This is a genomic window from Salinicola sp. MIT1003 (genome assembly GCF_001858555.1).
Lineage (GTDB): Bacteria > Pseudomonadota > Gammaproteobacteria > Pseudomonadales > Halomonadaceae > Salinicola > Salinicola salarius.
In genome coordinates, this window is the sequence record NZ_MCAP01000011.1 from 302,307 (window position 1) to 324,609 (window position 22,303).

Below are 22,303 nucleotides of genomic sequence, written 5' to 3' on the forward strand. Positions count from 1 at the left end.
CAGTTGCTGTTTAACGCCCCGAAGCCGGCGCAGTCGTAACCCGGAGCTCGTAGCTCGTAGCTCGTAGCTCAGTGCTCAGTGCTCAGTGCTCAGCCCTTCGCCTTATCCACGGCGCGCCAGTGGTGCAGCAACGGCTCGGTGTAGCCGGAGGGCTGCTCGCGTCCCTTGAAGATCAGGTCCGAGGCGGCCTGGAAGGCGGTGGAGTCGGCCAGATGCGAAGTCATCGGCGTGTAGCCCGGGTCGCCGGCGTTCTGTTCGTCCACCACCTTGGCCATGCGCTCCAGCGTCTCGCGCACCTGCGCTTCATCGACGATGCCGTGGTGCAGCCAGTTGGCGATGTGCTGGCTGGAGATACGCAGCGTGGCGCGGTCTTCCATCAGTCCGACGTCGTGGATATCCGGCACCTTGGAACAGCCGACGCCATGTTCGACCCAGCGCACCACGTAGCCGAGAATGCCCTGGCAGTTGTTGTCGAGCTCCTGCTGGGTCTCGTCGGCGCTCCAGGCGGCCTTGGGATCGACCGGCACGGTCAGCAGGTCATCGAGCAGGTCGACTTCACCCTGTTCCTCCAGGTCGCGCTGAATCGCCCCCACATCGATCTGGTGATAGTGCAGCGCGTGCAGTACCGCCGCCGTCGGTGACGGCACCCAGGCGGTATTGGCGCCGGCCTTGGGGTGCCCCACTTTCTGCTCGAGCATCGCCGCCATCAGATCCGGCATTGCCCACATGCCCTTGCCGATCTGCGCCCTTCCGCGCAGGCCGCAGGCCAGCCCGATCTGCACATTGCTGCGCTCGTAGGCGGCGATCCACTTGCTGCCTTTCATGTCGCCCTTGCGCAGCATCGGTCCCGCGTTCATGGCGGTATGCATCTCGTCGCCGGTGCGATCGAGGAAGCCAGTATTGATGAAGGCGACCCGCGAGGAGGCCGCGTCGATGCAGGCCTTGAGGTTGACCGAGGTGCGGCGCTCCTCGTCCATGATACCCATCTTCAACGTGTCCGCAGGCAGCCCGAGCAGTTGCTCGACACGCCCGAACAGCTCGTCGGCAAAGGCGACTTCCTTGGGGCCGTGCATCTTGGGCTTGACGATATAGAGCGATCCGGCACGCGAGTTGCCGCGCTCCTGCTTCAGATCATGCAGGCCGATCAGCGAGGTCATCACCGCATCCAGAATGCCCTCGGGAATCTCGTTGCCCTCGCCGTCGAGAATGGCCGGCGTGGTCATCAGGTGGCCGACGTTGCGCACGAACATCAGCGAGCGGCCCGGCAACGTCAGCGAGCCACCGTCCGGCAGAGTGTAGTCGCGATCCGGATTGAGGCGCCGGGTGACGGTCTTGCCGCCCTTCTCGAAGCGCTCCTCGAGATCGCCCTTCATCAGGCCGAGCCAGTTGCGATAGACCAGCGTCTTGTCTTCGGCATCGACGGCGGCGACGGAGTCCTCGCAATCCATGATCGTGGTGACTGCCGCTTCGACCAGCAGATCCTTGACGTGCGCCGGATCCGTCTTGCCGATCGAATGCTCGGCATCGATCTGGATCTCGAGATGCAGGCCATGGTTGGAGAGCAGGATCGCCTCGGGCGATGCCGCGTCGCCACGGAAGCCGACGAACTGGCCGGGATTCTTCAAGCCGGTGTCGCGCCCGCCTTCGAGCGTGACCGACAGCCGGTTGTCGCGAACGGCATAGCGAACCGCTTCCCGATGCGACCCGGTGGCCAGCGGTGCCGCCATATCGAGCACGTTGCGCGCATAGTCGATCACCTTGGCGCCCCGCTTGGGGTTGTAGCCGCTCCCCTTCTCGGCGCCATCGGCCTCGTCGATCGCGTCGGTGCCGTAGAGCGCATCGTAGAGGCTGCCCCAACGCGCATTGGCCGCGTTGAGTGCATAACGCGCGTTGTTGACCGGAACCACCAGCTGTGGTCCGGCCTGACGCGCGATCTCGGCGTCGACGTTGGTCGTGGTGGCCTGCACGTTGGCCGGCGCCTCGACCAGATAACCGATCTCCTTCAAAAAGGCGCGGTAGGCCGACATGTCCTTGATCTCGCCCGGGTTGGCCCGGTGCCATTCATCGAGCCTGGTCTGAAGACGATCCCGCTCGGCCAGCAGTTCCCGATTGCGGGGAGCCAGATCGTGAACCAGCGCATCGAAGCCGGCCCAGAACGACTCGGCCTCGACACCGGTGCCCGGCAGCACTTCGTCGATGATGAAGCGCTCGAGCTCGGCGGCTACCTGTAGCCGGTGATGAGTGGTACGTTTTGTCGTATCGGATGTCATGTCAGCCTCCAGATCGGCAGTCGCCCGAGCCATGGCCGTCGCTCCGCGACGCCATCGAGCCCGAAAGACCGTTTGTGGAAAATATTTCCATAACCGTTCGACATCATAATCAGCCCGGCGGGCGTTGTCTCCTTCGACCTTCGTTACCACTATCCGTTCAGGCCTGCATCATGGCCTCGACAGCGCACGGCGAGTAGCATAGGCGGACCAGGAGACACACGCATGCTCGACTTTTCGCCACTGAAGACCGTTGGCACCGTCCGCCATATCGAAGCGCCCACCGATTCGCCGCTGGCGAGCTATCTCGATCACTACCAGCTGGCAGCGTTACTGCAGGCCAACGAAGACATCCGGCTTCATGCCGGCTTTCTGCAGGCCGAGGGAGAGGGAGGCAGAACCTTCGAACTGTGGACTCAGGTATGGGCCCCGCCCGCGCCTCGCGGAACGATCTTCGTGGTTCACGGTTACTTCGATCATCTCGGCCTTTATGGCCATCTGCTCGAGCGCCTGCTGGCACAGGACTGGCAGGTCGTGATGTGGGATCTGCCCGGACACGGGCTCTCCAGCGGCGCCCGCGCGACCATCGATGACTTTACCGATTACGTGAAGTGCTTCAACCATATCGAACGGCAGATAGCGGATCTCTCTCTCGCCCCAGGGCCGTGGCTGGCGATCGGCCAGAGTACCGGCGCCTCGATCGTGGCCACCGATGCGCTGGCTCGCGGTGAACAGGCGCCCTGGCAAGGCCTGGTACTGCTGGCGCCGCTGGTCCGCCCCTGGGGCTGGAACCAGTCGCGCTGGCTCCACCGTATCGCCAGCCCCTTCGTGGATACCATCCCCCGCAAGTATCGCGCCAATACCACCAACCTCGATTTCGCCGATTTCCTGCGCCTTCACGACCCGCTGCAGGACGATCACCTGGCCTTGACCTGGGTCACCGCGATGCGCCGCTGGATGCCGACACTGCTCAAGCGCCCGCCCAGCGAGCTGCCCGTGCTGATTCTGCAGGGGGAGCAGGATCTGACCGTCGACTGGAGCTGGAACCTGAAGGCACTGCGCAGGAAGTTTCCGCAGGCCCAGGTGGTGCGCCACCCCGAGGCACGACACCACCTGGTCAACGAGGCGGAGCCGATTCGCCACGTCCTGTTCGCGGCGCTCGACGATTTCCTGATGCGCTTCGCCGCGACGCACCCGCCCGCTCCCCTGACCAAGTCGGTGCCATGAAGTCGCTGTTCGACACGATCCTGCTCGGTGCGCTGCTGGTCATGCTCGGCGGCTGCGCGGGGCTGGCCCCGGGCCCGCCGGACGCTCGCGAAGCGCTGCGGGGGCTGGCGGACAACGCGGCGCACGGGCTGCTCGAAGACCCGCCCTGGGCGCCCGCCGACCCTGCTGCCGTCACCATTCTGCTGCAGCCGGCGGAGGTCGACGCCACCTTGCCGATCACGCCCGATGCGCTCAACGAAGCGTTGGCACGCGGGCTGCTGAGCCAGGAAAATTCCCCCCATGTCCTGGACTGGATGCCCGCCTCGATGTCGCGGAGCAGCAGCGAACAGTGGCTGCTGCAGGCTCGCCTGAGCGCCGAGGCGCCGCCACTGCGCTTGAGCGATCGCGTCCTGCAGCCCTATCGGCTGCGGTTCGACCTCTCCCGGCCGGGGAAAGAGCGCTCCCACTGGCAGTGGCAAGCCAGCGGTGCGGTGGATCTCGATGCGCTGCCGGCGACCGAATCCACGCCGGCGCCGTGAGCCTCGTCGGCAATCACCCGCTATCCTTGTCCGCCATCGCCAACTGTTACGCTCGACCACGACCACCCTTCACATCGCCAACGTTCATGACCGAGATGCCCATGTCACGCTTTGCTCGTCACCTCGTCGACCAGGACGGTCCCCACAACCCGTTCCCCGGGCTGCAGGCGCTGGAACGCCGCCTGGGTCATTCCCTCCCCCACCGCATCGGCTCCAACGAGGGGCTCGATATGCCCCACCGCGCACTGACGGCGCGATTCGGCAGCGAGTTCGCCGATCTCGCCCGCACCTACGGCGACGCCGAAGCGTGGCAGGTTCGCCGGCTGCTGGCCGAAAGCCTGGCGCTGCCGGAAGACGCTCTGCTGGTGGATGCGGGCGCGGACAGCCTGATGGCGCTGACGCTGCGCGCCCTGTGCGAACCGGGCGACACGGTCATCACCAGCGCGGGCACCTACCCTACCTGGAGCTACTTCGTGCGCGGGCAGGGCTGTCGTCAGGTGGAAATCGAGTACGCGACCGGCCCGGGGTATCTGGCGCCGGATCTCGGCGCCCTGGCAGCCGCGGCCGATCGCGAGAACGCCCGTGTCATCTATCTCGCCAACCCGGACAACCCGAGCGGCCACCTCCACAGCGACGCCGACGTGATGACGCTGCGCGAGAGCCTTCCCGACGACTGCACGCTGGTGCTGGACGAGGCCTACCATGACTTCCGCGACGATGCATGGTCGCCGGCCGCCAACGCGGTATGGCCCGGCGTGATCCGGCTCCGTACCTTTTCCAAGGCTCACGGGCTCGCCGGTCTGCGCGTGGGTTATGCCATCGCCACGCCGGAAACCCACGCCATGCTGTCGAAGGTGAGGATTCACTACGCCGTATCCTCGCTGGCGCTGGCGGCCGCGGAAATCGTGCTGCTGCATCCTGACGAAACTCGCGAACACGTGGCGGCGGTGGTGAACCGGCGCGAGGCGCTAAGCCAGTGGCTGCGCGAGCGCGGCGCCGAGGCGCTGCCCAGCACGACCAATTTCGTCGCGCTGCGATTGCACGACGCCGAACAGGCCCAGGCGGTCCACCAGCGGTTGCTGGCGGAGGGCACGCTGATTCATCGGCCGGCACACCCGGCGCTGGGCCACGTGCTGCGTATCAGCGCGCTCGACGACGCGCTGGTGTCGGGACGGCTGGATGCGCTCGCCGCGGCGCTGGGGCGTTGAGACGGCTGGCGGCGATGGTGCCAGACTTCGACAGTCCGCGAGCTCAGTCGGCCGCGGTGTGGATTTCGGTTTCCACCGAGAGCCCGACCTTGAGGCGGTCGAGTCCGGGCTGACCGGGGTCGAGCGCGATCTTGATCGGCAGGCGCTGAACGATCTTGGTGAAATTACCGGCGGCGTCGTTGCTCGACACCGGCGAGAAAGTCATACCGGTAGCCGGCGACAGGCTCCTGACATGCCCCTTCAGCGTCAGTTCGGGATAGGCATCGACCGAGACGGTCACCGGCTGGCCGACGCGCACCTGGGTGATGTCGACTTCCCGGTAATAGGCCGTGACGTAGATCGCCTGCACCGGCACGATCGCCATCAGCGCGGTGCCGGCATCCACCCAGGCGCCGACACGCGCCGACTGCTCGGCTACCACGCCATCGACCGGTGCCTTCAACTGAGCGTAGGAGAGAGCGCCAATCGAGCTTGCTCCCGTTGCGCCTTGGCCTGCGCAAGCTGTGCTTCGATGCTCTCTCTTTGCGCCTTCAGCACCTCTGTTTGCTGTCGCACGCTATCGAGATTGGCCTGATCCGCGTCACGCTGAGCGTTCAGCGCCTCCGCTTTCGAGGCCGCCTGTTGCGCGCTCTGCTCGGAACCGTTGCCGTTGCGACGCAGCTGCCGGTAGCGCTCGGCATCGAGCCGGGCATAGTTGGCGTTGGCGACGTCACCGGCAACCACGGCCTGAGCATTGCGCACCAGCGCCGGCTGCCTGGCGATCTCGGCCTCGATCTCCGCCAGCGACGCCTGGGCGGATGCCACCTGCGCCTCGGCTGCATCGACGGCCGCCTGATAGTCGCGCGGATCGACATCGACCAGTGTGTCGCCGCGCTGAACGTAGTCATGATCTTCGACATGCACGGCAACCAGATTCCCGGAGACACGCGGCGCGATCACCGTGTAGTCGGCATCCAGCTTGGCGTCGTTGGTCCACGCCACGGCATCGTCACCCCAGCTGATCCACGCCAGATACGCTACCGCCAGCACGGCGCATGACAGCAGAACGCCGGCAACGACCTTCGGTTTACGGGAGCGGGGTTGAACTTCATCGGGATTGGGGTTCATGGCGGTCATATCGGCTTGGGTCGGTTGAATCGCGGCGCAAAGGTGCGCTTGGGCAGCAGGCAGAACGGCAACAGCAGTAGCGCTATCAGCGCCAGCAGACGCCAGGTGTCGGCGTAGGCGAGCGCCGCCGCCTTGGTTTCGACCTGCTCATAGAGTTGCAGCAGGGCATCACTGGATGGCGTGGCACCAGACCAGCTCAAGGCTTCGCGGCTATGCCCGGTCAATGATGCCGAGTTCGCCAGAGCGAACCGCATGGCGCCGATGCGCTCCATGAGGCCATGCACGTGGCGATCGATCGCCAGCGCCAGGTAGTGGCCGATGAGGCCACTGGCCATGGGTCCCGCCAGCGCTCGTGAGGTGTTGATCGTGGCCGAGGCGAACGGCCCTTCCATCGGATCGACGACGGCAGTCGCGGTCATCAGCAGGCCGACCACGACCATCGATTGCCCCACTGCCGCCATCACCTGGGAGAGATAGAACTGATCGCGTATCCAGTCGGTGGTGACGTAACTGTTCGACCAGCTCGCCGCGGCCATCAGCACGAGCCCCAGCGCCATGATCCAGCGACCATCGACGCGTTCGAAGTTCAGCACATAGGCGGTCAGCGGCAGCATCAGCAGCGAAGGCAAGGCGAGCGCAAGCGTCACCGGCAGGCTCTGAAGCGGACGATAACCCTGCACGTCGGTCAGAAACTCCACGGGCAGCGATGCGCTGGAGGCGCCGAGGGCGATCACGCCCATCAGCATGAAGACGCCGAAGCCGAAGTTGATGCGTAGTACCAGCTGCGGCCGAATCAGCGGATTCGCGCCGAAGCTGCAGCGCACCAGAAACAGGGGCAGCAATAGAAGACACGCCAACCCCAGAGCGCGGATCAGGGATGAGTTGAACCAGTCAAGCCGCTCTCCCTGAGTGAACAGGATGACAACGGAAGCGCATAGCCCCCATCCCAGTAGCCAGCCCAGCCAGTCGAAATGCCGCCATCGCTCCTGGCGAACCGGATCCTGGGGAAGACCATAGAGAATCAGGGCGACGGCAACCGCGCAAACCGGTATCACTGCCCAGAACACGAACGTGATACCGAGGCCATGGTTGGCCCAGACCACCACCGGCGTGGCGATATTCGGCGCGAAGGTCGCCGTCAGCCCGTAAGCCGCAAGACCGAACAGTTTGATCGGCGCGGTCAGGAAGCGAAGGGCCACAGCCATCAGCAGCGGAATCAGAAAGCCATTGGTCAGTCCCTGGAGCCAACGCAGGCCGAGCAGCAGCGCGCGTGATTCGGTCAACGTACAGGCCAGTCCGAGGAATGCCAGCGCAAGCACTGCTGCCGTCGCGAACCGGCGCATCGAGTAGGTGATCGCCAGCCATGGCGCCACGAGCATGCCCATGGCGGCGCCGGTCGCATAGAGCGTCGTGAACCAGCTGCCCTGATCGACACTGAAACCGAGCGCACCGCGGATGTCCGCAAGGGCGAGCGATGTCGCCTCCTGGTTGATATCCGCGCCAATGCAGGCCAGCAGCATGCCCACCAGGCCTAGGATCAATCGCAGGGACATAAAACTCTCTGACCGCGTAGATATTGGTGATCAGACCTTCGAGAGCATGCAGCGCGGCTCGGGCCTTGGAAGGTGGGAAACCTACGGCGTGAAGTTGATCTTGTCAACTTTACGCCGTGGTATCAACGCCTGGATCTCGGTGACGCCCGAGGTGCGGCGCGCTATTCGCGGGGTTCTTGGCCAGATGGCGTTTCTTCGGTCCGGCCGACGTTATGGATGATTCGCCTCAGGAAGGCTTCGAGCTGATGGGCCTCCTGCTCGCTGAACCCTTCCAGCGCCGCCTCGGCCAGCGTCAAACGCACCTGCTCGAGCCGCTGAAAGTAAGCTTCCCCTTCCGGCGTCATTTCCGCCTGGACGATGCGTTTGGGCGTCGAGCGGCCACAGCGTCGAATGAGTCCCTGCTGTTCCAACGCCTTGAAGGCACGGGCCACCTGCCCCTTGTCGCGCCCGAACTGCTGCATCAACTGCTGCTGCTTCTGATCGGGAAAGCGCCCTACGAACGACAGCACGCGTTGCTGAAACGGCTGCAGCGTCATCCCCTCCCGGCGAGCCATTTCCTGCAGCCGACCACGGCTGACGAAGCTGAGTTCTCCCAGCGTGTCGAGGATCTGGCGCTTCATTTGATATCCCCTGCGTTGTTCATCGATGCTCGCTGCCCCGCATTTCGGGTCGGCTCAAGGCCTGTCGCCGCCCAGCATTCGATCCAGTTGACGGTAACCAATCGCTTCCATCAGTTGCGCCTTGCCGACCCGGGACTCTTCGGCCAGATCCGCCAGCGTCAGCGCCACGCGCAGCACACGATGGTAGGCCCGCGCCGAAAGGTTGAGTCGGTCCAGCACGGTGGCGAACCACTGGCGTTCATCCGCCGACAAGGCGCACGCCGCTTCCAGCTCGGGGCCCGGCAGATGGGCATTGAGCGATCCCCTCGCCTGCTGGCGCTCGCGAGCGGCAAGCACCCGCTCCATCACGCTGGCGGAAGACTCGCCAGGCGTCTGGTCGGTGAGCTGCGTCGCGGGTAGCGCCGGCACTTCGACCTGAAGATCGATCCGATCCAGCAACGGCCCGGATAGCCGCGACTGATAGCGCTGGATCTGCGTGGGGCTACAGTGGCAGCGCTGGCGCGGATCGCCGAGATGGCCGCAAGGGCAAGGGTTCATCGCGGCAACGAGCTGGAAGCGGGCCGGGAAGCGGCGCTGATGATTGGCCCGCGAGATCAAGATCTGGGCGGATTCCATCGGTTCCCGAAGGACCTCCAGCACATGACGGTCGAACTCCGGCAGCTCGTCCAGGAACAGTACGCCCTGGTGCGCCAGCGATATTTCGCCGGGCCGCGGCCGCGAGCCCCCGCCCACCAGCGCGACACTGCTCGACGTATGATGCGGATTGCGAAACGGCCGCTGCCCCCAACGCTCCATGATCGGCAGACCGCAGACCGAGCGCACGGCCGCGACCTCGAGCGACTCGTCCTGGGTCAGTGGCGGCAGGATTCCGGCCAGACGGCTCGCCAGCATGGTCTTGCCGGTACCGGGCGGCCCCGCCAGCAGCAGGTTGTGCCCACCCGCCGCCGCGACTTCCAGCGCTCGGCGCGCCTGATGCTGGCCTTTGACGTCCGCCATGTCGGGCTGCGCCACGCGAGCGCGAATTGGCGCGCCAAATTGGTGCGGCGCGAGTTTCTCCCGACCCAGCAGATGACCCACTACCTCGAGAATATGCCCTGCCGCGAAGACTTCGACGCCATCGGCCAGCGCGGCTTCGTCGGCATTGGCGAGCGGAACGACAAGGCCGCGGCCCGCCCGGCGCGCCGCCAGCGCCGTGGGCAGAACGCCGGTGACGGGACGTAGCGCCCCATCCAGCGCCAGCTCGCCGACGACTTCGAGTTTCTCGGCCGCCTCGACAGGGATCTGGCCCGATGCCATCAGGATGCCGAGCGCAATGGGCAGATCGAAACGCCCGCCGTCCTTGGGCAAGTCGGCAGGCGCCAGATTGAGCGTGATGCGGCGAGAGGGAAATTCGAACCCGGCATTGATGAGCGCACTGCGAACCCGCTCGCGACTCTCCTTGACCGCCGCCTCCGGCAGCCCGACCAGCGTCAGCCCCGGTAGACCGTTACTGAGATGCACTTCGATCAGGACTTCCGGCGCCTCGAGTCCGAGGCTGGCGCGAGCGCGCACGATGGCAAGGGTCATAGCGTCTCCCAGGTCGTCACCTGGGCTGTCGCCGCAGGCCAAAAGCATGCCGAAGCGGCATGCCCTTCAGCCTATACAACTACATTCTGTTACGCATTATCGCAACCGGTTGGTAACGACAGGAAGCGGATATGCCACGATACGAGTTTCGGTGGGCGCCAACCACCCGGAAGACAGGCCTCGATAAAGGCTCGTTTCGCTCAGGGCTTCGTGCCATCCGCGCTGCCATCCTCGTTAACGGCGGGCGGCGCGTGGGGCTCGACCCTGGGCTGGGATGCCTGCTCGCTCTGGAGCGTGTTTTCCAGTGCTGCGACCTGCTCCTCCAGCGCCTCGACGCGCTCTCGTGTGCGTTGCAGGACTTCCATCATGATGTCGAAATCTTCCCGGGAGACGATTTCCATGCGCTCGAGCGCCCCGCGCAACACGCCCTGCACGTTACGCTGGATATCCCCCGGCGCCTGAGACGCGCCATGCAACCTGTCACCCAGTTGTCTGGTCAAGCGTTCGAATCGGTCCTGTGCCGACATGACGTTCTCTCCTTGCTACCTGATGCGTTGATAACCCGGGCCTGATGATAGTGCCTCGATGGCTGACCATTCAGCATACGCAAAGTCGCGCCATCTCGCCTGCACACGAGCCATCTCGCCTGCGCACAAAAGGTGCAGCAGAAAAACCCGGATGCATTGCTTTGGTGCATCTGCCCGGTTCGCAGTAACGAGTCGCCATGCCGAGCCGCTCAAAAACCGAAACAAGCCATTGATTTTAAAGCAATAGGCCACGAGTGGCATGTGTCCTGCCTGTAACCTGAAGGCGCAAGCCGACTACGGGAGAGACAAGGGATGAAACTCATCACCGCCATCATTAAACCCTTCAAGCTCGACGATGTGCGTGAAGCACTGGCCGACAACGGCGTGCAGGGCATCACCGTCACAGAAGTGAAAGGGTTTGGTCGTCAGAAAGGCCATACCGAGCTGTACCGCGGCGCGGAGTATGTCGTCGATTTCCTGCCGAAGGTGAAGGTCGAAGTCGCTGTCGAGGACGATCGGGTCGATGGTGTGCTGGATTCGATCCGCAATGCCGCCAACAGCGGCAAGATCGGCGACGGCAAGTTGTTCGTCACGCCACTCGAAGATGTGATCCGGATACGCACCGGGGAACGCGGGGCCGACGCCGTTTGACGGCGCGGAACGAGGAGACAAAAGAATGAATGATCAAGTTGTTCAACTTTCCTATGCGCTCGACACCTTCTACTTTCTGGTGACGGGTGCTCTGGTGATGTGGATGGCGGCCGGTTTCGCCATGCTCGAGGCGGGTCTGGTACGCGCCAAGAACACCACCGAAATCCTGACCAAGAACGTTGTCCTCTACGCCATTGCCTGCACCATGTATCTGCTGGTCGGCTACCACATCATGTATTCCAGCGAGAGCGGCGGCTTCTTCCCGAGCCTCGGCTTCCTGATCGGTGCGGAAAACAGCGTCGACGACGTGATGTCCAGCGGCGGTGATGTCTACTACTCCGCGCGTTCCGACTTCTTCTTCCAGGTCGTCTTCGTCGCGACGGCCATGTCGATCGTCTCCGGTGCCGTTGCCGAGCGCATGAAGCTGTGGGCGTTCATGCTCTTTGCCGTCGTCATGACCGGCTTCATCTACCCGATCCAGGGCTACTGGAAATGGGGCGGCGGTTTCCTCGATGCAGCCGGCTTCCAGGATTTTGCCGGTTCCGGCGTCGTTCACCTGTGTGGCGCGACTGCCGCTCTGGCCGGGGTTCTGCTGCTGGGCGCACGCAAAGGCAAGTACGGCAAGAACGGCGCGATCTACGCCATCCCGGGCTCCAACCTGCCGCTGGCCACGCTGGGCACCTTCATTCTCTGGCTGGGCTGGTTCGGCTTCAACGGTGGCTCCGAGCTGATGGTTTCCAATATCGATGAGGCCAACGCCGTCGCTCAGGTCTTCGTCAATACCAACGCAGCCGCAGCCGGCGGTGTCATCGCCGCGATCATTCTGGCCAAGCTGTGGTTCCGCAAGGCGGACCTGACCATGGCATTGAACGGCGCCCTTGCTGGCCTGGTCGCCATTACCGCCGAGCCGCTGGCTCCGACCGCTCTTGGCGCGACCCTGATCGGTGCAGTGGGTGGCCTGCTCGTGGTCATTGCCATCGTGGCCCTCGACAAAGTCAAGATCGATGACCCGGTCGGTGCGATCTCCGTCCACGGTGTGGTTGGCATCTGGGGCCTGATCGCCGTGCCTTTCTCCAACGGTGATGCCACCTTCGGCGCCCAGCTGCTGGGTATCGTGACCATCTTCGCCTGGACCTTCATCGCCAGTCTGATCGTCTGGGGCATCATCAAGGCCGTCATGGGTATCCGCGTCTCCGAAGAAGAAGAATACGAAGGCGTCGACATCGCGGAATGCGGTATGGAAGCCTATCCTGAATTCAACGTCGGCAAGAAGTGAGCCGATACACCGAGTGAGCTGGCGTGCTCCCCTGGCCCCCCTCGGGGGGCCTTTTTTAATTCCCGCGATCAGCGGTGTATGCTTAAACTAATAGTTGCCGGGCCATTTACAATGGTTACTTACAGACTTGAGCGCACATCATTCGTCTATCGCATGCGAGGAGAACTTCCATGAAACTGGTTACCGCCATCATCAAGCCGTTCAAGCTGGACGACGTGCGTGAGTCTCTATCCGAGATCGGCGTACAGGGCGTTACCGTGACCGAGGTCAAGGGTTTCGGGCGTCAGAAAGGTCATACCGAACTCTATCGTGGCGCGGAGTACGTGGTCGATTTTCTCCCCAAGATCAAGCTCGAAGTCGCCGTCGACGACAGCATGAGCGATCAGGTGATCGACGCCATCACCAAAGTGGCCAACACCGGCAAGATCGGCGACGGCAAGATCTTCGTCTCGCCGCTGGAGCAGGTCATCCGGATTCGTACCGGCGAGACCGGCAAGGACGCGGTTTAACCACAGAGATAAGCTGGAAGATCGCCGCTTCGCGGCTGGAAGAAAGAAGATTGAGGAAAGAAAAACCCCATCTGGCGTTCGCCGGATGGGGTTTTTCTTATAGCTTACGGCTTACAGCTCTGGCGAAACCAGGTGCAGCTTCCAGCGAAGCCGGATCATTTCTCGACGAACGCCCGCTCGATGACGTAGTCGCCCGGCTCGCCCATGCGCGGCGAGATGGCGAAACCGAGTTCGTCCAGCAGCCCGCTGGTTTCCTCGAGCATCGCCGGGCTGCCGCAGATCATGGCCCGGTCCTGCTTCGGATCCAGCGGCGGCAACCCGGTATCCGCGACCAGCTTGCCGCTGCGGATATGGTCGGTCAGGCGCCCCATGGTGTGGAACTCTTCGCGCGTCACTGTCGGGTAGTAGACCAGTTTTTCGCGGATCTCGTCACCCAGGTATTCGTGCGCCGGCAGCTCCTTGGAGATGAAGTCGGCATAGGCCAGCTCGCTGACGGTCCGCACGCCGTGGATCAACACGACTTTCTCGAAGCGCTCGTAGACTTCGGGGTCCTGGATCAGGCTCATGAAAGGGGCAAGGCCGGTGCCGGTGGAGAGCATGTAGAGATTGCGCCCCGGCAGCAGATCGTCACACACCAGCGTGCCGGTCGGCTTGCGGCTGACCATGATCTGATCACCGACCTTGAGATGCTGCAGGCGCGATGTCAGAGGGCCGTCCTGTACCTTGATGCTGAAGAACTCGAGGTGGTCTTCGTAATTGGGGCTGGCTACGGAGTAGGCACGCACCAGCGGCTTGCTGTCGACTTCCAGACCGATCATGACGAACTGGCCATTCTTGAACCGCAGGCTCCGCTCGCGCGTCGTCCGGAAGCTGAACAGCGTATCGTTCCAGTGGTGGACGCTCAGTACCTCTTCCAAGGCAAATTTGCTCATGACCCGCTCCTTATCTCTAATACGAACGCTAATAACTAAAGAGAATAAATCAAATCCAATATAGATAGGTTAACTATAAGAAAAGATGGGTATTCTGTTAAGCGGGTTATTTGGATAACCTATATCCATAAAATCGATAACGGACGCTCTTCATGCGCTATACCCTGCGTCAACTCGAGGTTTTCGTGGCGATTGCCCAGCATCAGAGCGTTTCTCGGGCCGCCCGGGTGTTGTCGATGTCGCAATCGGCAACGAGCACGGCACTGGCTGAGCTGGAGCGTCAGTTCGACTGCCAGTTGCTGGATCGCCTCGGCAAGCGCCTCAAGCTGAACGCGCTCGGGTTTCAGCTATTGCCCAAGGCGGTCGCCTTGCTGGATCGAGGGGAGGAGATCGAAGAACTGCTGCAGGGTCAGAGCGGCATCGGCTCGCTGGAGGTAGGCGCCACGCTGACGATCGGCAACTATCTGGCGACGCTGCTGATCAGCGACTTCATGCAGCGCTACCCGGAAAGCCGGGTCAGGCTGCAGGTTCGCAATACCGCCTCCATCGTCGAGCGCATCGCCTTACATGAGCTGGACCTGGGTCTTATCGAGGGCGACTGCCAGCATGACGATATCGTCATCCAGCCGTGGATCGAGGATGACCTGACCGTGTTCTGCTCGCCCCGCCATCCGCTGGCCAGCGAAGGCACCGCCGATGTCGAGAGGCTGCTGCGTGAAGCCTGGATCATGCGCGAGGTCGGCTCCGGCACGCGCCGGACGCTGGAGCACGCCATGCGCCACCGCCGGGGCCGCTTCAATATTCTGCTGGAACTGGAACATACCGAAGGGATAAAACGCGCCGTGGAATCGGGTCTGGGGATCGGCTGCGTATCGCGCTTGGCGCTCAGGGACGCCTTTCGCCGAGGTAGCCTAGTGCCGATCGCGACGCCCGAGCTGGACCTGACGCGTCGGTTCGCGTTCATCTGGCACCGTCAGAAGTACCTGACGACCGGCATGCGGGAATTTCTGCGGCTGTGTCGGGAGATGACCGCCGGCATTCAGCGCAGCGATCAGATCGATCTACCGTCGATTCCCTGAGAAATCGACGGCATCACGAATATACGCTTCACCAGCCCAGTTTCTGGGCAATCTCCTCTTCGCTGGCTTTCGAGAGATCCTTATCGATCGTCTGAGTCACGCATTTCATCGTCGTCTTGTCGAGCTTATCGCGCAGATGGCCGAGAAACCTGGGCTCGGCGATCAGTACGATTTCGTCCGCCTTGCCCTGGGTCCGGGCGTCACGCAGATAGGTGGCAACTTCCTTGGCGAAAAACTCGGCTTCCTTCTCCGAAGTCGCCTGGTCATTGCCGGTATGACGCTGGCTGGCGCCAGGGCCGGAGAACGCCTCGCCTTGACCACCGGTTCGAAGATCGCCGGCATGCAAACGCCCCTCGGGATGCGTCAGCGTATGCACTTCGCGCAACACCCTCGCTTCGCGGGCGAAGATACGGGCGCGTGACGCGTCGGCAGCCACTACATAAGTCTTGTCCATGATCGATTCTCCTGTTCCGTGGATCGTTCCTCTAGCGTGGTAGAGAATCGCGCCGCGCTCAACTAGAGGTTGAACGAATACGCCCTGCCGTTCGGCAGGGCGCAGGATGAGACCTTCTTCGACGCCAACAGGCAGCTAGGCTCCAGGGTTCATCAATGACCCAGGATCTGGCTGAGAAACAGCTGTGTGCGCTCCGAGCGCGGGTTGTTGAAGAACTCGGTGGGCGGCGCTTCCTCGATGATCTGGCCCTGGTCCATGAAGATCACTCGGTCGGCCACGGTCTTGGCGAAGCCCATCTCGTGGGTCACGCAAAGCATGGTCATGCCTTCATGGGCCAATTCGATCATGACATCGAGCACTTCCTTGATCATCTCCGGGTCGAGGGCGGATGTCGGCTCGTCGAACAGCATCACCTCGGGACGCATGCACAGCGCCCGGGCGATCGCCACACGCTGCTGCTGGCCACCGGACAGCTGGCCGGGATACTTCAGCGCCTGATCGGCGATCTGCACGCGCTCCAGATACTCCATGGCGGTCTTCTCCGCCTCGGCGCGCGGCTTCTTCTGCACCCATATCTGGGACAGACAGCAGTTTTCCAGCACGGTCAGGTGCGGGAACAGATTGAAGTGCTGGAAGACCATGCCGACATTGCGACGAATCTGCTCGATCCGCTTGACGTCATGGGTCATCGGCACGCCGTTGACCACGATCGAGCCCTGCTGATGCTCTTCCAGATGGTTGATGCAGCGAATCATCGTCGACTTGCCGGAACCCGAAGGTCCGCAAATGACGATACGCTCGCCTTTGGTCACGGTCAGGTTGATATCGCGCAGCACATGAAAGTTGCCATACCACTTGTTGAGATGATCGATCTCGATCATCGGTCGGTCGCTGCCGGGCGCGGTTGTCGGAGACGCTGTCACTTCGCTCATGGCAATGATTTCCTGATCACGATCTTGTTGTGTGAGGGCATGAATTCGGAGACGTTCATCGCTCTCATCGTTTATGTCCGGTATTCAGACGACGCTCGATGTACTGGCTGTAACGGGACATGCTGAAACAGAAGACCCAGTAGACCGCCGCCGCGAACACGTAGCCCTCGGTGGAAAAGCCGAGCCAGTTCGAATCGGTCAGACCCGCGCGGATGATCGCCAGCAGATCGAACAGGCCGATGATCAGCACCAGCGAGGTATCCTTGAACAGCGCAATGAAAGTATTGACGATGCCCGGAATGACCAGCTTGAGCGCCTGCGGCAGAATGATCAGCCCCATCCGATGCCAATAGCTCAGCCCCAGCGCCTGCCCGGCCTCGTTCTGCCCTTTGCCGATCGCCTGCAGGCCACTGCGGATGACCTCGGCCATATAGGCGCTCCAGAAGAACATGATGCCGATCAAGGCTCGCACCAGCTTGTCGAAATCGATGTTACCCGGCACGAACAGCGGCAGCATCACCGAAGCCATGAACAGCACCGTGATCAACGGCACGCCACGCCAGAACTCGATGAAGATCACGCAGACGCCCTTGACGAAAGGCATCTTCGAGCGTCGTCCCAGCGCCAGGATGATACCCAGCGGTAATGACCCCACTATGCCTACGACCGCGATCGTCAGCGTCAGCATCAGCCCGCCCCAGGCGCGGGTCGGCACGTGCTCAAGGCCGAACATGCCGCCTACCAGCAGGACGAAGGCAATGATGGGAAAGCCGATCAACGTGAACAACGCGACCCACTTCTTGCGTGGCATTTTCGGGATCGCCAGCCAGGCGACCAGGATCGCCAGCAGCGCAAAGACGATATCGACCCGCCAGCGCGCCGCTTCTGGATAGAAGCCATAGATGATGGATTCGAAGCGCGCCGAGATGAAGACCCAGCAGGCGCCTTCGCCGGTACAGGCATCACGCGTGGTACCGACCCAGTCGGCGTCGATCACTGCCCATTCGAGGAACGGCCAGGCCAGTCGCGCCAACAGCACGATCACCACCACCGAGATGATACTGTTGATCGGGCCGTTGAACAGATTGGCCCGAAACCAGCCGATCACGCCCCGGCTCTGGTCCGGCGCGTCGCGCGCCTCGATCATTTCGGTGCGGAAGGTAGAGTCAGCCATCTCAACGCTCCTTCAGCAGCGTGCGCGCATTGTAGAGGTTCATCAAGAATGACACCGTCAGACTGATGACCAGATAGACAGCCATGGTCATGGCGATGATCTCGATCGCCTGACCGGTCTGGTTGAGCGTGGTGCCGGCGAAGACGGCTACCAGATCCGGATAGCCGATAGCCGTGGCCAGCGACGAGTTCTTGATCAGGTTGAGATACTGGCTGGTCATCTGCGGGACGATGACACGCATCGCCTGCGGAATGACGATCTTGCGCAGGGTGATGGCCTCCGGCAGGCTCAGCGAGCGTGCCGCTTCGGTCTGGCCGTGGGAAACCGACAGAATGCCCGAGCGCACGATCTCGGCGATGAAGGCAGCCGTGTAGATCGACAGTGCCAGCCACAGCGCCAGCAGCTCCGGCAGAATATTGATGCCACCGCGGAAGTTGAAGCCGGCCATTTCCGGCAGCATCCACTTGAGCGGCGATCCGGTGGCCAGGAATACGATCAGCGGCAAGCCGATGATGATGGCCGCACCGATCCAGTAGACGGGCAACGCTTGCCCAGTGCGCGCCTGACGCCGCTTGGCGAACAGCCCGAACACGATCGCGACGACGATGGCGACCAGCAACGCCCACGGCGTGGCAGCAAATCCGTCCAGCGGCTGAGGGTCGGGCATCACCATGCCACGCACGTTGAAGAAGAAGGCATCGAACAGCGACAGGCTCTGTCGCGGCGATGGCAGTGCCCGCAGCACGGCGTAGTACCAGAACAGGATCTGGACCAGCAGCGGGATGTTGCGGAAAGCCTCGACGTAGATCGTCGCCAGGCGCGCCAGCAGCCAGTTGGGTGACAGCCGCGCGATACCGACCAGAAAGCCGATGATCGTCGCCGCCACGATCCCCAGCGCGGATACCAGCAGCGTATTGAGCAGCCCGATAACGAACGTTCTGCCGTAGGTGCTATCGCTGGTGTAATCGATCAGCGTCTGCGGGATCGAGAAGCCGGCGCGCCCGTCCAGAAATCCGAAGCCGGTGTGGATACCGCGGGCTTCGAGGTTGAGCAGCGTATTGTGAACCAGATAACCGATAAAAATCGCCAGGGCCAGAAACAGCACGGCCTGGATGATCAAGGCACGAACGGCGGGATTTCGCCACAAAGGGCCCCGACCCCGTCGCGGAAGGGCAGTGGATGGACGCAGCATGAGCTGTCTCTACTCGAGCGTTGAGAGGCACCGCGCCCCGGCGCTCAGACCGAAAGGGCGCGGTGTCGAGAGGACGATTTGACGCTTAGCGAACCGGCGGAGCGTACTGAATGCCGCCATCGTTCCACAGCGCGTTGATGCCGCGATCGATCTTCAGCGGAGAGTCAGCGCCGACGTTGCGTGCGTAGATCTCGCCGTAGTTGCCGACCTGCTTGACGATGTTGTAGGCCCAGGCATTGTCCAGCCCCAGTTGCTCGCCGTACGTGCCGTCCTTGCCCAGCAGACGTGCCACGCCGGGATTCGGCGGGTTGTCGCGCATCTCATCGACGTTGTCGCTGGTCACGCCCAGTTCTTCGGCGTTGAGCATGGCGAACAGCGTCCACTTGGCGATGTCGAACCACTGATCGTCACCCTGGCGCACGACCGGGCCCAGCGGCTCCTTGGAAATACGCTCGGGCAGAATGGTGACGCTGTCCGGATCCTTGAGCTGCAGGCGCAGCGCCGCCAGTTGCGATGAGTCGGAAGTCAGCACGTCGCAGCGGCCGCTATCGAAGCCTTGGGCGGTCTGGTCGGGCGTGTCGAACGTCACCAGTTGATAGTCGAGATTGTTGGCCGGGAAGTAGTCAGCAATGTTGAGTTCGTGGGTCGTGCCCGACTGGATGCAGATCGTTGCACCATTGAGGTCCTTGAGGCTATTCACCCCGAGATCCTTCGAGACCATGAAGGCCTGGCCGTCGTAGAACGTCACGCCGGTGAAGTTCAGCCCCAGGGCGTTGTCCCGCATGGCGGTCCAGGTGGTGTTGCGTGATAGTACGTCCACCTCACCGGACTGCAGCGCCGTGAAACGCTCTTTGGCCGTCAGCGGGGTAAACGCGACCGACTCGGATTTACCCAGTGTGGCAGCGGCCATCGCCCGGCAGAAATCGGCATCGATGCCGGTCCAGTGCCCGTCCTGATCCGGTGCAGAAAACCCGGTCAGGCCTGCGTTGACGCCGCAACGGAGAGTACCGTTGCTCTTGACGTCATCCAGCGTGGCGGCCTGAGCTTGCGTCGCGGCCAGCGCTCCCAGGGCAGCGATGGAGAGCAGGGCCAAGCTTTTGTTCTTGTGGCGCATAGTGAATCAACTCCCTAGCGTTATCGTATAAGTGCATGCCGAGCATGCTCGTACGACAGTAGCAAAGTCCATTCCACATCTGTCTTATTGTGCTTAAAAGTCTATTTTGAATGGCTTTTCGAGGCGGATGACCCGTCATGACGCCCGGCATCGACATCTTGGCGGCAATAAATTGTTTCAAAACAGTGCTTAAAAAACACAGACGCACCAAAAAGGTGCCTGAGTCGAAGCGCGAGTCAACGTGGCATACATTGGAGATGGCGTATCGATCTTTCCGACTTTTTTCCAGACCGGCCAGACCGGCTATCGTCCAGACAGACGACGGCGTCGCTTCGATTTCCCGCGTCGAGCCAGAGCCAGCAATAGCAGGCCCGCGCCAGCGCCTAGTGCATTCGCAAGAATATCGCCCCAGTCTCCACCATGACGCCCTGGCACCCAGACCTGCAGATATTCGATGCCGATACTGAAGACGACTGCCGCGCCCCACGCAACCGGCCACCGGCAACCCGTAAGACGCAGACCTGTTGCCAGGCCAGCGTAGGCAATGAAGTGATTGAACTTGTCCCACGGCAGGTGCTGCGGCAGGTCGGTAGCCGGGCTCAAGCTGCCCCAGGCGATCCCCGCCGCCCAGATCAACGTGGCCAGCGCGCACCCTTTTTGCCAGACGCTCATGGGCATCGGCATCTCTCCTGGTTCACTGTCTCGTCTGCCGGGACATTCACTGCATCGGGGCCCAGGCTCACCCTTCATCGGCGAGATCGGGCGGCAAGCCGCAGCGTTGGCAGAGTGCCGGCGTCAGCGATGTCAGCCAGCGTTCATGGCTCTCGAGACGGTCGGCGCCGAGGAAGGCCAAGCGGTGGCGATGATCACCGATGAATCGATAGGTGCGTTCACGCAACGCTCGCGGCACCCGGCGCAGCGCACTGATACGCTGCCATTCTCCCCGCAACCGGGTCGCGAGGCGCCAGGCGGCATCGCTATTGCAGCTGAGCTCGCCGTCGGCGATGTACCAGATGCTGTCGGTACCCGAGAAGTCGATCTGGAAGTGTTCGCCCAGTCGGCGGGATACCGGGCTTTTCAGCCCGGCGATGCGCAGCCGGCTCTCGGGGCGCTCGTGCGCCAGCAGCCAGCGCACCGAACGCCGGCAGAACGGGCAGTCGGCATCGAACAGCAGCAGGCCGTCGCCGGGTTCTTTAGCGACAGGCTCGCTGCTGACAGGCTCACCGGTGGTAGGCGGGACTGAGTTCATGCAAGGCGTCCATGAAGGCGGTGACGTGGCCCGCGTCGGTGAACTGGCTGATGCCGTGCCCCAGGTTGAAGACATGGCCCTCGCCCGGCCCGAAGCTCTCGAGAATGCGCGCCACCTCTTCGCGAATCCGCTGCGGCGGCGCGAACAGCACGTTGGGGTCGAGGTTGCCCTGCAGCGCAACCCGCTCGCCGACACGGCGCCGGGCATCGCTCAGCTCCGTGGTCCAGTCCAGACCGACCGCGTCGCAGCCGCTGTCGGCGATCGACTCGAGCCACTGCCCGCCGTTCTTGGTGAACAGGATCACCGGCACGCGACGGCCGTCGTGTTCGCGAATCAGACCATCCACGATGCGCTGCATGTAGGCCAGGGAGAACTCGCGATAGGCCGGCGTCGATAGCGCCCCGCCCCAGGTATCGAAAATCTGCACGACCTGAGCGCCAGCGCGAATCTGCGCATTGAGGTAGTCGGTGACGGCGGTTGCGAGAATACCCAGCAGCGCGTGCAGGGTTTGCGGATCGCCGTAGAGCATCGCCTTGAGATGGCGGAAATCCTTGCTCGAGCCGCCTTCAACCATGTAGGTCGCCAGCGTCCACGGGCTGCCGGAGAAGCCGATCAACGGCACGCGGCCATTGAGCTCGCGGCGAATCGTGCTGACGGCGTTCATGACATAGTCGAGATCCCGCTCTGCATTCGGCGCGGTCAGCGCCGCGACGTCAGCGGCGGAACGCACCGTCTTGCGGAACTTGGGACCTTCGCCGGTCTCGAAATAGAGCCCCAGCCCCATGGCATCCGGAATGGTCAGGATGTCAGAGAACAGGATCGCCGCATCCAGCGGATAGCGCTCGAGCGGCTGCAGCGTCACCTCGCAGGCCAGATCGGCGTTGCGGCACAGATCCATGAAACTGCCGGCCTGGGCCCGGGTCTGACGATACTCGGGCAGGTAGCGGCCCGCCTGGCGCATCATCCAGACCGGTGTGCGGTCAACCGGTTGGCGAGCCAGCGCCCGCAGCAGGCGATCGTTGTGCAGCGCCCGCGGCTGGAGATCCTGGGATAGTGTCATGGCAGCCTTCATAGTCGAGAGAATTTAATCAAGAGCCTCCGCATTGTAACGGATCGCCCGAACATGCAGTAAAACCTCCGGGTGTCAA

23 protein-coding genes are annotated in these 22,303 nt (G+C 62.8%); 7 read left to right on the plus strand and 16 right to left on the minus strand.

Going from position 1 to position 22,303, the window contains the following annotated elements; translation table 11 throughout:
• Nucleotides 1-89 precede the first annotated feature (89 nt).
• Nucleotides 90-2,270 carry a malate synthase G gene (locus BC443_RS06555; RefSeq protein ID WP_071231029.1) on the minus strand — a complete coding sequence of 727 codons (2,181 nt, stop codon included), beginning with the start codon at nucleotides 2,268-2,270 and terminating at the stop codon, nucleotides 90-92.
• 222 nt (nucleotides 2,271-2,492) lie between these two features.
• On the opposite strand from BC443_RS06555, the gene BC443_RS06560 reads away from it, so the two are divergent.
• The 3 genes from BC443_RS06560 (at nucleotide 2,493) to BC443_RS06570 (ending at nucleotide 5,220) form a co-directional block, all read left to right on the plus strand.
• Entirely contained in the window at nucleotides 2,493-3,494 is a 1,002-nt protein-coding gene (locus tag BC443_RS06560; protein ID WP_071231030.1) for an alpha/beta hydrolase, read from the plus strand.
• A complete protein-coding gene (locus BC443_RS06565; protein WP_071231031.1) occupies nucleotides 3,491-4,012 on the plus strand; it encodes a hypothetical protein in 522 nt (173 codons plus the stop codon). The genes BC443_RS06560 and BC443_RS06565 overlap by 4 nt, the downstream gene beginning before the upstream one ends.
• A 101-nt stretch (nucleotides 4,013-4,113) precedes the next feature.
• Nucleotides 4,114-5,220 (plus strand): aminotransferase class I/II-fold pyridoxal phosphate-dependent enzyme, encoded by a 1,107-nt coding sequence (locus BC443_RS06570; protein WP_071231032.1) that lies wholly within the window; start codon nucleotides 4,114-4,116, stop codon nucleotides 5,218-5,220.
• A gap of 43 nt (nucleotides 5,221-5,263) precedes the next feature.
• Here BC443_RS06570 and BC443_RS18140 read toward each other — a convergent pair whose 3' ends face one another.
• From BC443_RS18140 to BC443_RS06595, 6 genes are all read right to left on the minus strand, one after another.
• Nucleotides 5,264-5,641, minus strand: coding sequence for an HlyD family efflux transporter periplasmic adaptor subunit (locus BC443_RS18140; RefSeq protein WP_170835853.1), 378 nt, complete (start codon nucleotides 5,639-5,641; stop codon nucleotides 5,264-5,266).
• A 17-nt stretch (nucleotides 5,642-5,658) separates the two neighbouring features.
• Nucleotides 5,659-6,327, minus strand: a complete 669-nt coding sequence (locus BC443_RS18145) for a biotin/lipoyl-binding protein (RefSeq protein WP_170835854.1) — start codon at nucleotides 6,325-6,327, stop codon at nucleotides 5,659-5,661.
• A 5-nt stretch (nucleotides 6,328-6,332) separates the two neighbouring features.
• The gene (locus BC443_RS06580) at nucleotides 6,333-7,880 is read right to left on the minus strand and encodes an MFS transporter (protein ID WP_071231033.1); all 1,548 of its coding nucleotides are present in this window, start codon (nucleotides 7,878-7,880) and stop codon (nucleotides 6,333-6,335) included.
• Nucleotides 7,881-8,041: 161 nt separating this feature from the next.
• A complete protein-coding gene (locus BC443_RS06585) occupies nucleotides 8,042-8,500 on the minus strand; it encodes a MarR family transcriptional regulator (protein ID WP_071231034.1) in 459 nt (152 codons plus the stop codon).
• Between the two features lie 54 nt (nucleotides 8,501-8,554).
• On the minus strand, nucleotides 8,555-10,066 hold the full coding sequence (locus tag BC443_RS06590) for a YifB family Mg chelatase-like AAA ATPase (RefSeq protein ID WP_071231035.1): 1,512 nt from the start codon (nucleotides 10,064-10,066) through the stop codon (nucleotides 8,555-8,557).
• 200 nt (nucleotides 10,067-10,266) lie between these two features.
• The gene (locus BC443_RS06595; RefSeq protein ID WP_071231036.1) at nucleotides 10,267-10,593 is read right to left on the minus strand and encodes an accessory factor UbiK family protein; all 327 of its coding nucleotides are present in this window, start codon (nucleotides 10,591-10,593) and stop codon (nucleotides 10,267-10,269) included.
• A gap of 312 nt (nucleotides 10,594-10,905) precedes the next feature.
• On the opposite strand from BC443_RS06595, the gene BC443_RS06600 reads away from it, so the two are divergent.
• The 3 genes from BC443_RS06600 (at nucleotide 10,906) to glnK (ending at nucleotide 13,029) form a co-directional block, all read left to right on the plus strand.
• Nucleotides 10,906-11,244, plus strand: coding sequence for a P-II family nitrogen regulator (locus tag BC443_RS06600; RefSeq protein ID WP_071231037.1), 339 nt, complete (start codon nucleotides 10,906-10,908; stop codon nucleotides 11,242-11,244).
• A 25-nt stretch (nucleotides 11,245-11,269) separates the two neighbouring features.
• Complete coding sequence (locus tag BC443_RS06605) at nucleotides 11,270-12,520, plus strand: ammonium transporter (RefSeq protein WP_071231038.1); 1,251 nt, start codon at nucleotides 11,270-11,272, stop codon at nucleotides 12,518-12,520.
• Nucleotides 12,521-12,690: 170 nt separating this feature from the next.
• Nucleotides 12,691-13,029, plus strand: a complete 339-nt coding sequence (gene glnK / locus BC443_RS06610; protein ID WP_035476361.1) for a P-II family nitrogen regulator — start codon at nucleotides 12,691-12,693, stop codon at nucleotides 13,027-13,029.
• A gap of 155 nt (nucleotides 13,030-13,184) precedes the next feature.
• On the opposite strand, the gene BC443_RS06615 is transcribed toward glnK, so the two are convergent.
• The gene (locus BC443_RS06615; protein ID WP_071231039.1) at nucleotides 13,185-13,961 is read right to left on the minus strand and encodes a ferredoxin--NADP reductase; all 777 of its coding nucleotides are present in this window, start codon (nucleotides 13,959-13,961) and stop codon (nucleotides 13,185-13,187) included.
• A gap of 152 nt (nucleotides 13,962-14,113) precedes the next feature.
• Between BC443_RS06615 and BC443_RS06620 the strand changes: the two genes are divergently transcribed.
• Nucleotides 14,114-15,040 (plus strand): LysR family transcriptional regulator, encoded by a 927-nt coding sequence (locus BC443_RS06620; protein ID WP_071231040.1) that lies wholly within the window; start codon nucleotides 14,114-14,116, stop codon nucleotides 15,038-15,040.
• A 28-nt stretch (nucleotides 15,041-15,068) separates the two neighbouring features.
• Here BC443_RS06620 and BC443_RS06625 read toward each other — a convergent pair whose 3' ends face one another.
• The 8 genes from BC443_RS06625 to hemE all read right to left on the minus strand — a co-directional run bounded on the left by BC443_RS06625 (nucleotide 15,069) and on the right by hemE (nucleotide 22,215).
• On the minus strand, nucleotides 15,069-15,494 hold the full coding sequence (locus tag BC443_RS06625) for a host attachment family protein (protein ID WP_071231041.1): 426 nt from the start codon (nucleotides 15,492-15,494) through the stop codon (nucleotides 15,069-15,071).
• A 152-nt stretch (nucleotides 15,495-15,646) separates the two neighbouring features.
• Entirely contained in the window at nucleotides 15,647-16,375 is a 729-nt protein-coding gene (locus BC443_RS06630; RefSeq protein ID WP_071231170.1) for an amino acid ABC transporter ATP-binding protein, read from the minus strand.
• Between the two features lie 115 nt (nucleotides 16,376-16,490).
• Nucleotides 16,491-17,600, minus strand: a complete 1,110-nt coding sequence (locus BC443_RS06635) for an amino acid ABC transporter permease (RefSeq protein WP_071231042.1) — start codon at nucleotides 17,598-17,600, stop codon at nucleotides 16,491-16,493.
• 1 nt (nucleotide 17,601) lies between these two features.
• Complete coding sequence (locus BC443_RS06640; protein ID WP_071231043.1) at nucleotides 17,602-18,792, minus strand: amino acid ABC transporter permease; 1,191 nt, start codon at nucleotides 18,790-18,792, stop codon at nucleotides 17,602-17,604.
• 85 nt (nucleotides 18,793-18,877) lie between these two features.
• On the minus strand, nucleotides 18,878-19,906 hold the full coding sequence (locus tag BC443_RS06645; protein WP_071231044.1) for an amino acid ABC transporter substrate-binding protein: 1,029 nt from the start codon (nucleotides 19,904-19,906) through the stop codon (nucleotides 18,878-18,880).
• Nucleotides 19,907-20,209: 303 nt separating this feature from the next.
• The gene (locus BC443_RS06650; RefSeq protein WP_247643234.1) at nucleotides 20,210-20,578 is read right to left on the minus strand and encodes a VanZ family protein; all 369 of its coding nucleotides are present in this window, start codon (nucleotides 20,576-20,578) and stop codon (nucleotides 20,210-20,212) included.
• A 67-nt stretch (nucleotides 20,579-20,645) separates the two neighbouring features.
• The gene (locus BC443_RS06655; RefSeq protein ID WP_071231046.1) at nucleotides 20,646-21,155 is read right to left on the minus strand and encodes a DUF393 domain-containing protein; all 510 of its coding nucleotides are present in this window, start codon (nucleotides 21,153-21,155) and stop codon (nucleotides 20,646-20,648) included.
• Complete coding sequence (gene hemE, locus BC443_RS06660; protein ID WP_071231047.1) at nucleotides 21,127-22,215, minus strand: uroporphyrinogen decarboxylase; 1,089 nt, start codon at nucleotides 22,213-22,215, stop codon at nucleotides 21,127-21,129. The genes BC443_RS06655 and hemE overlap by 29 nt, the downstream gene beginning before the upstream one ends.
• Nucleotides 22,216-22,303 lie beyond the last annotated feature (88 nt).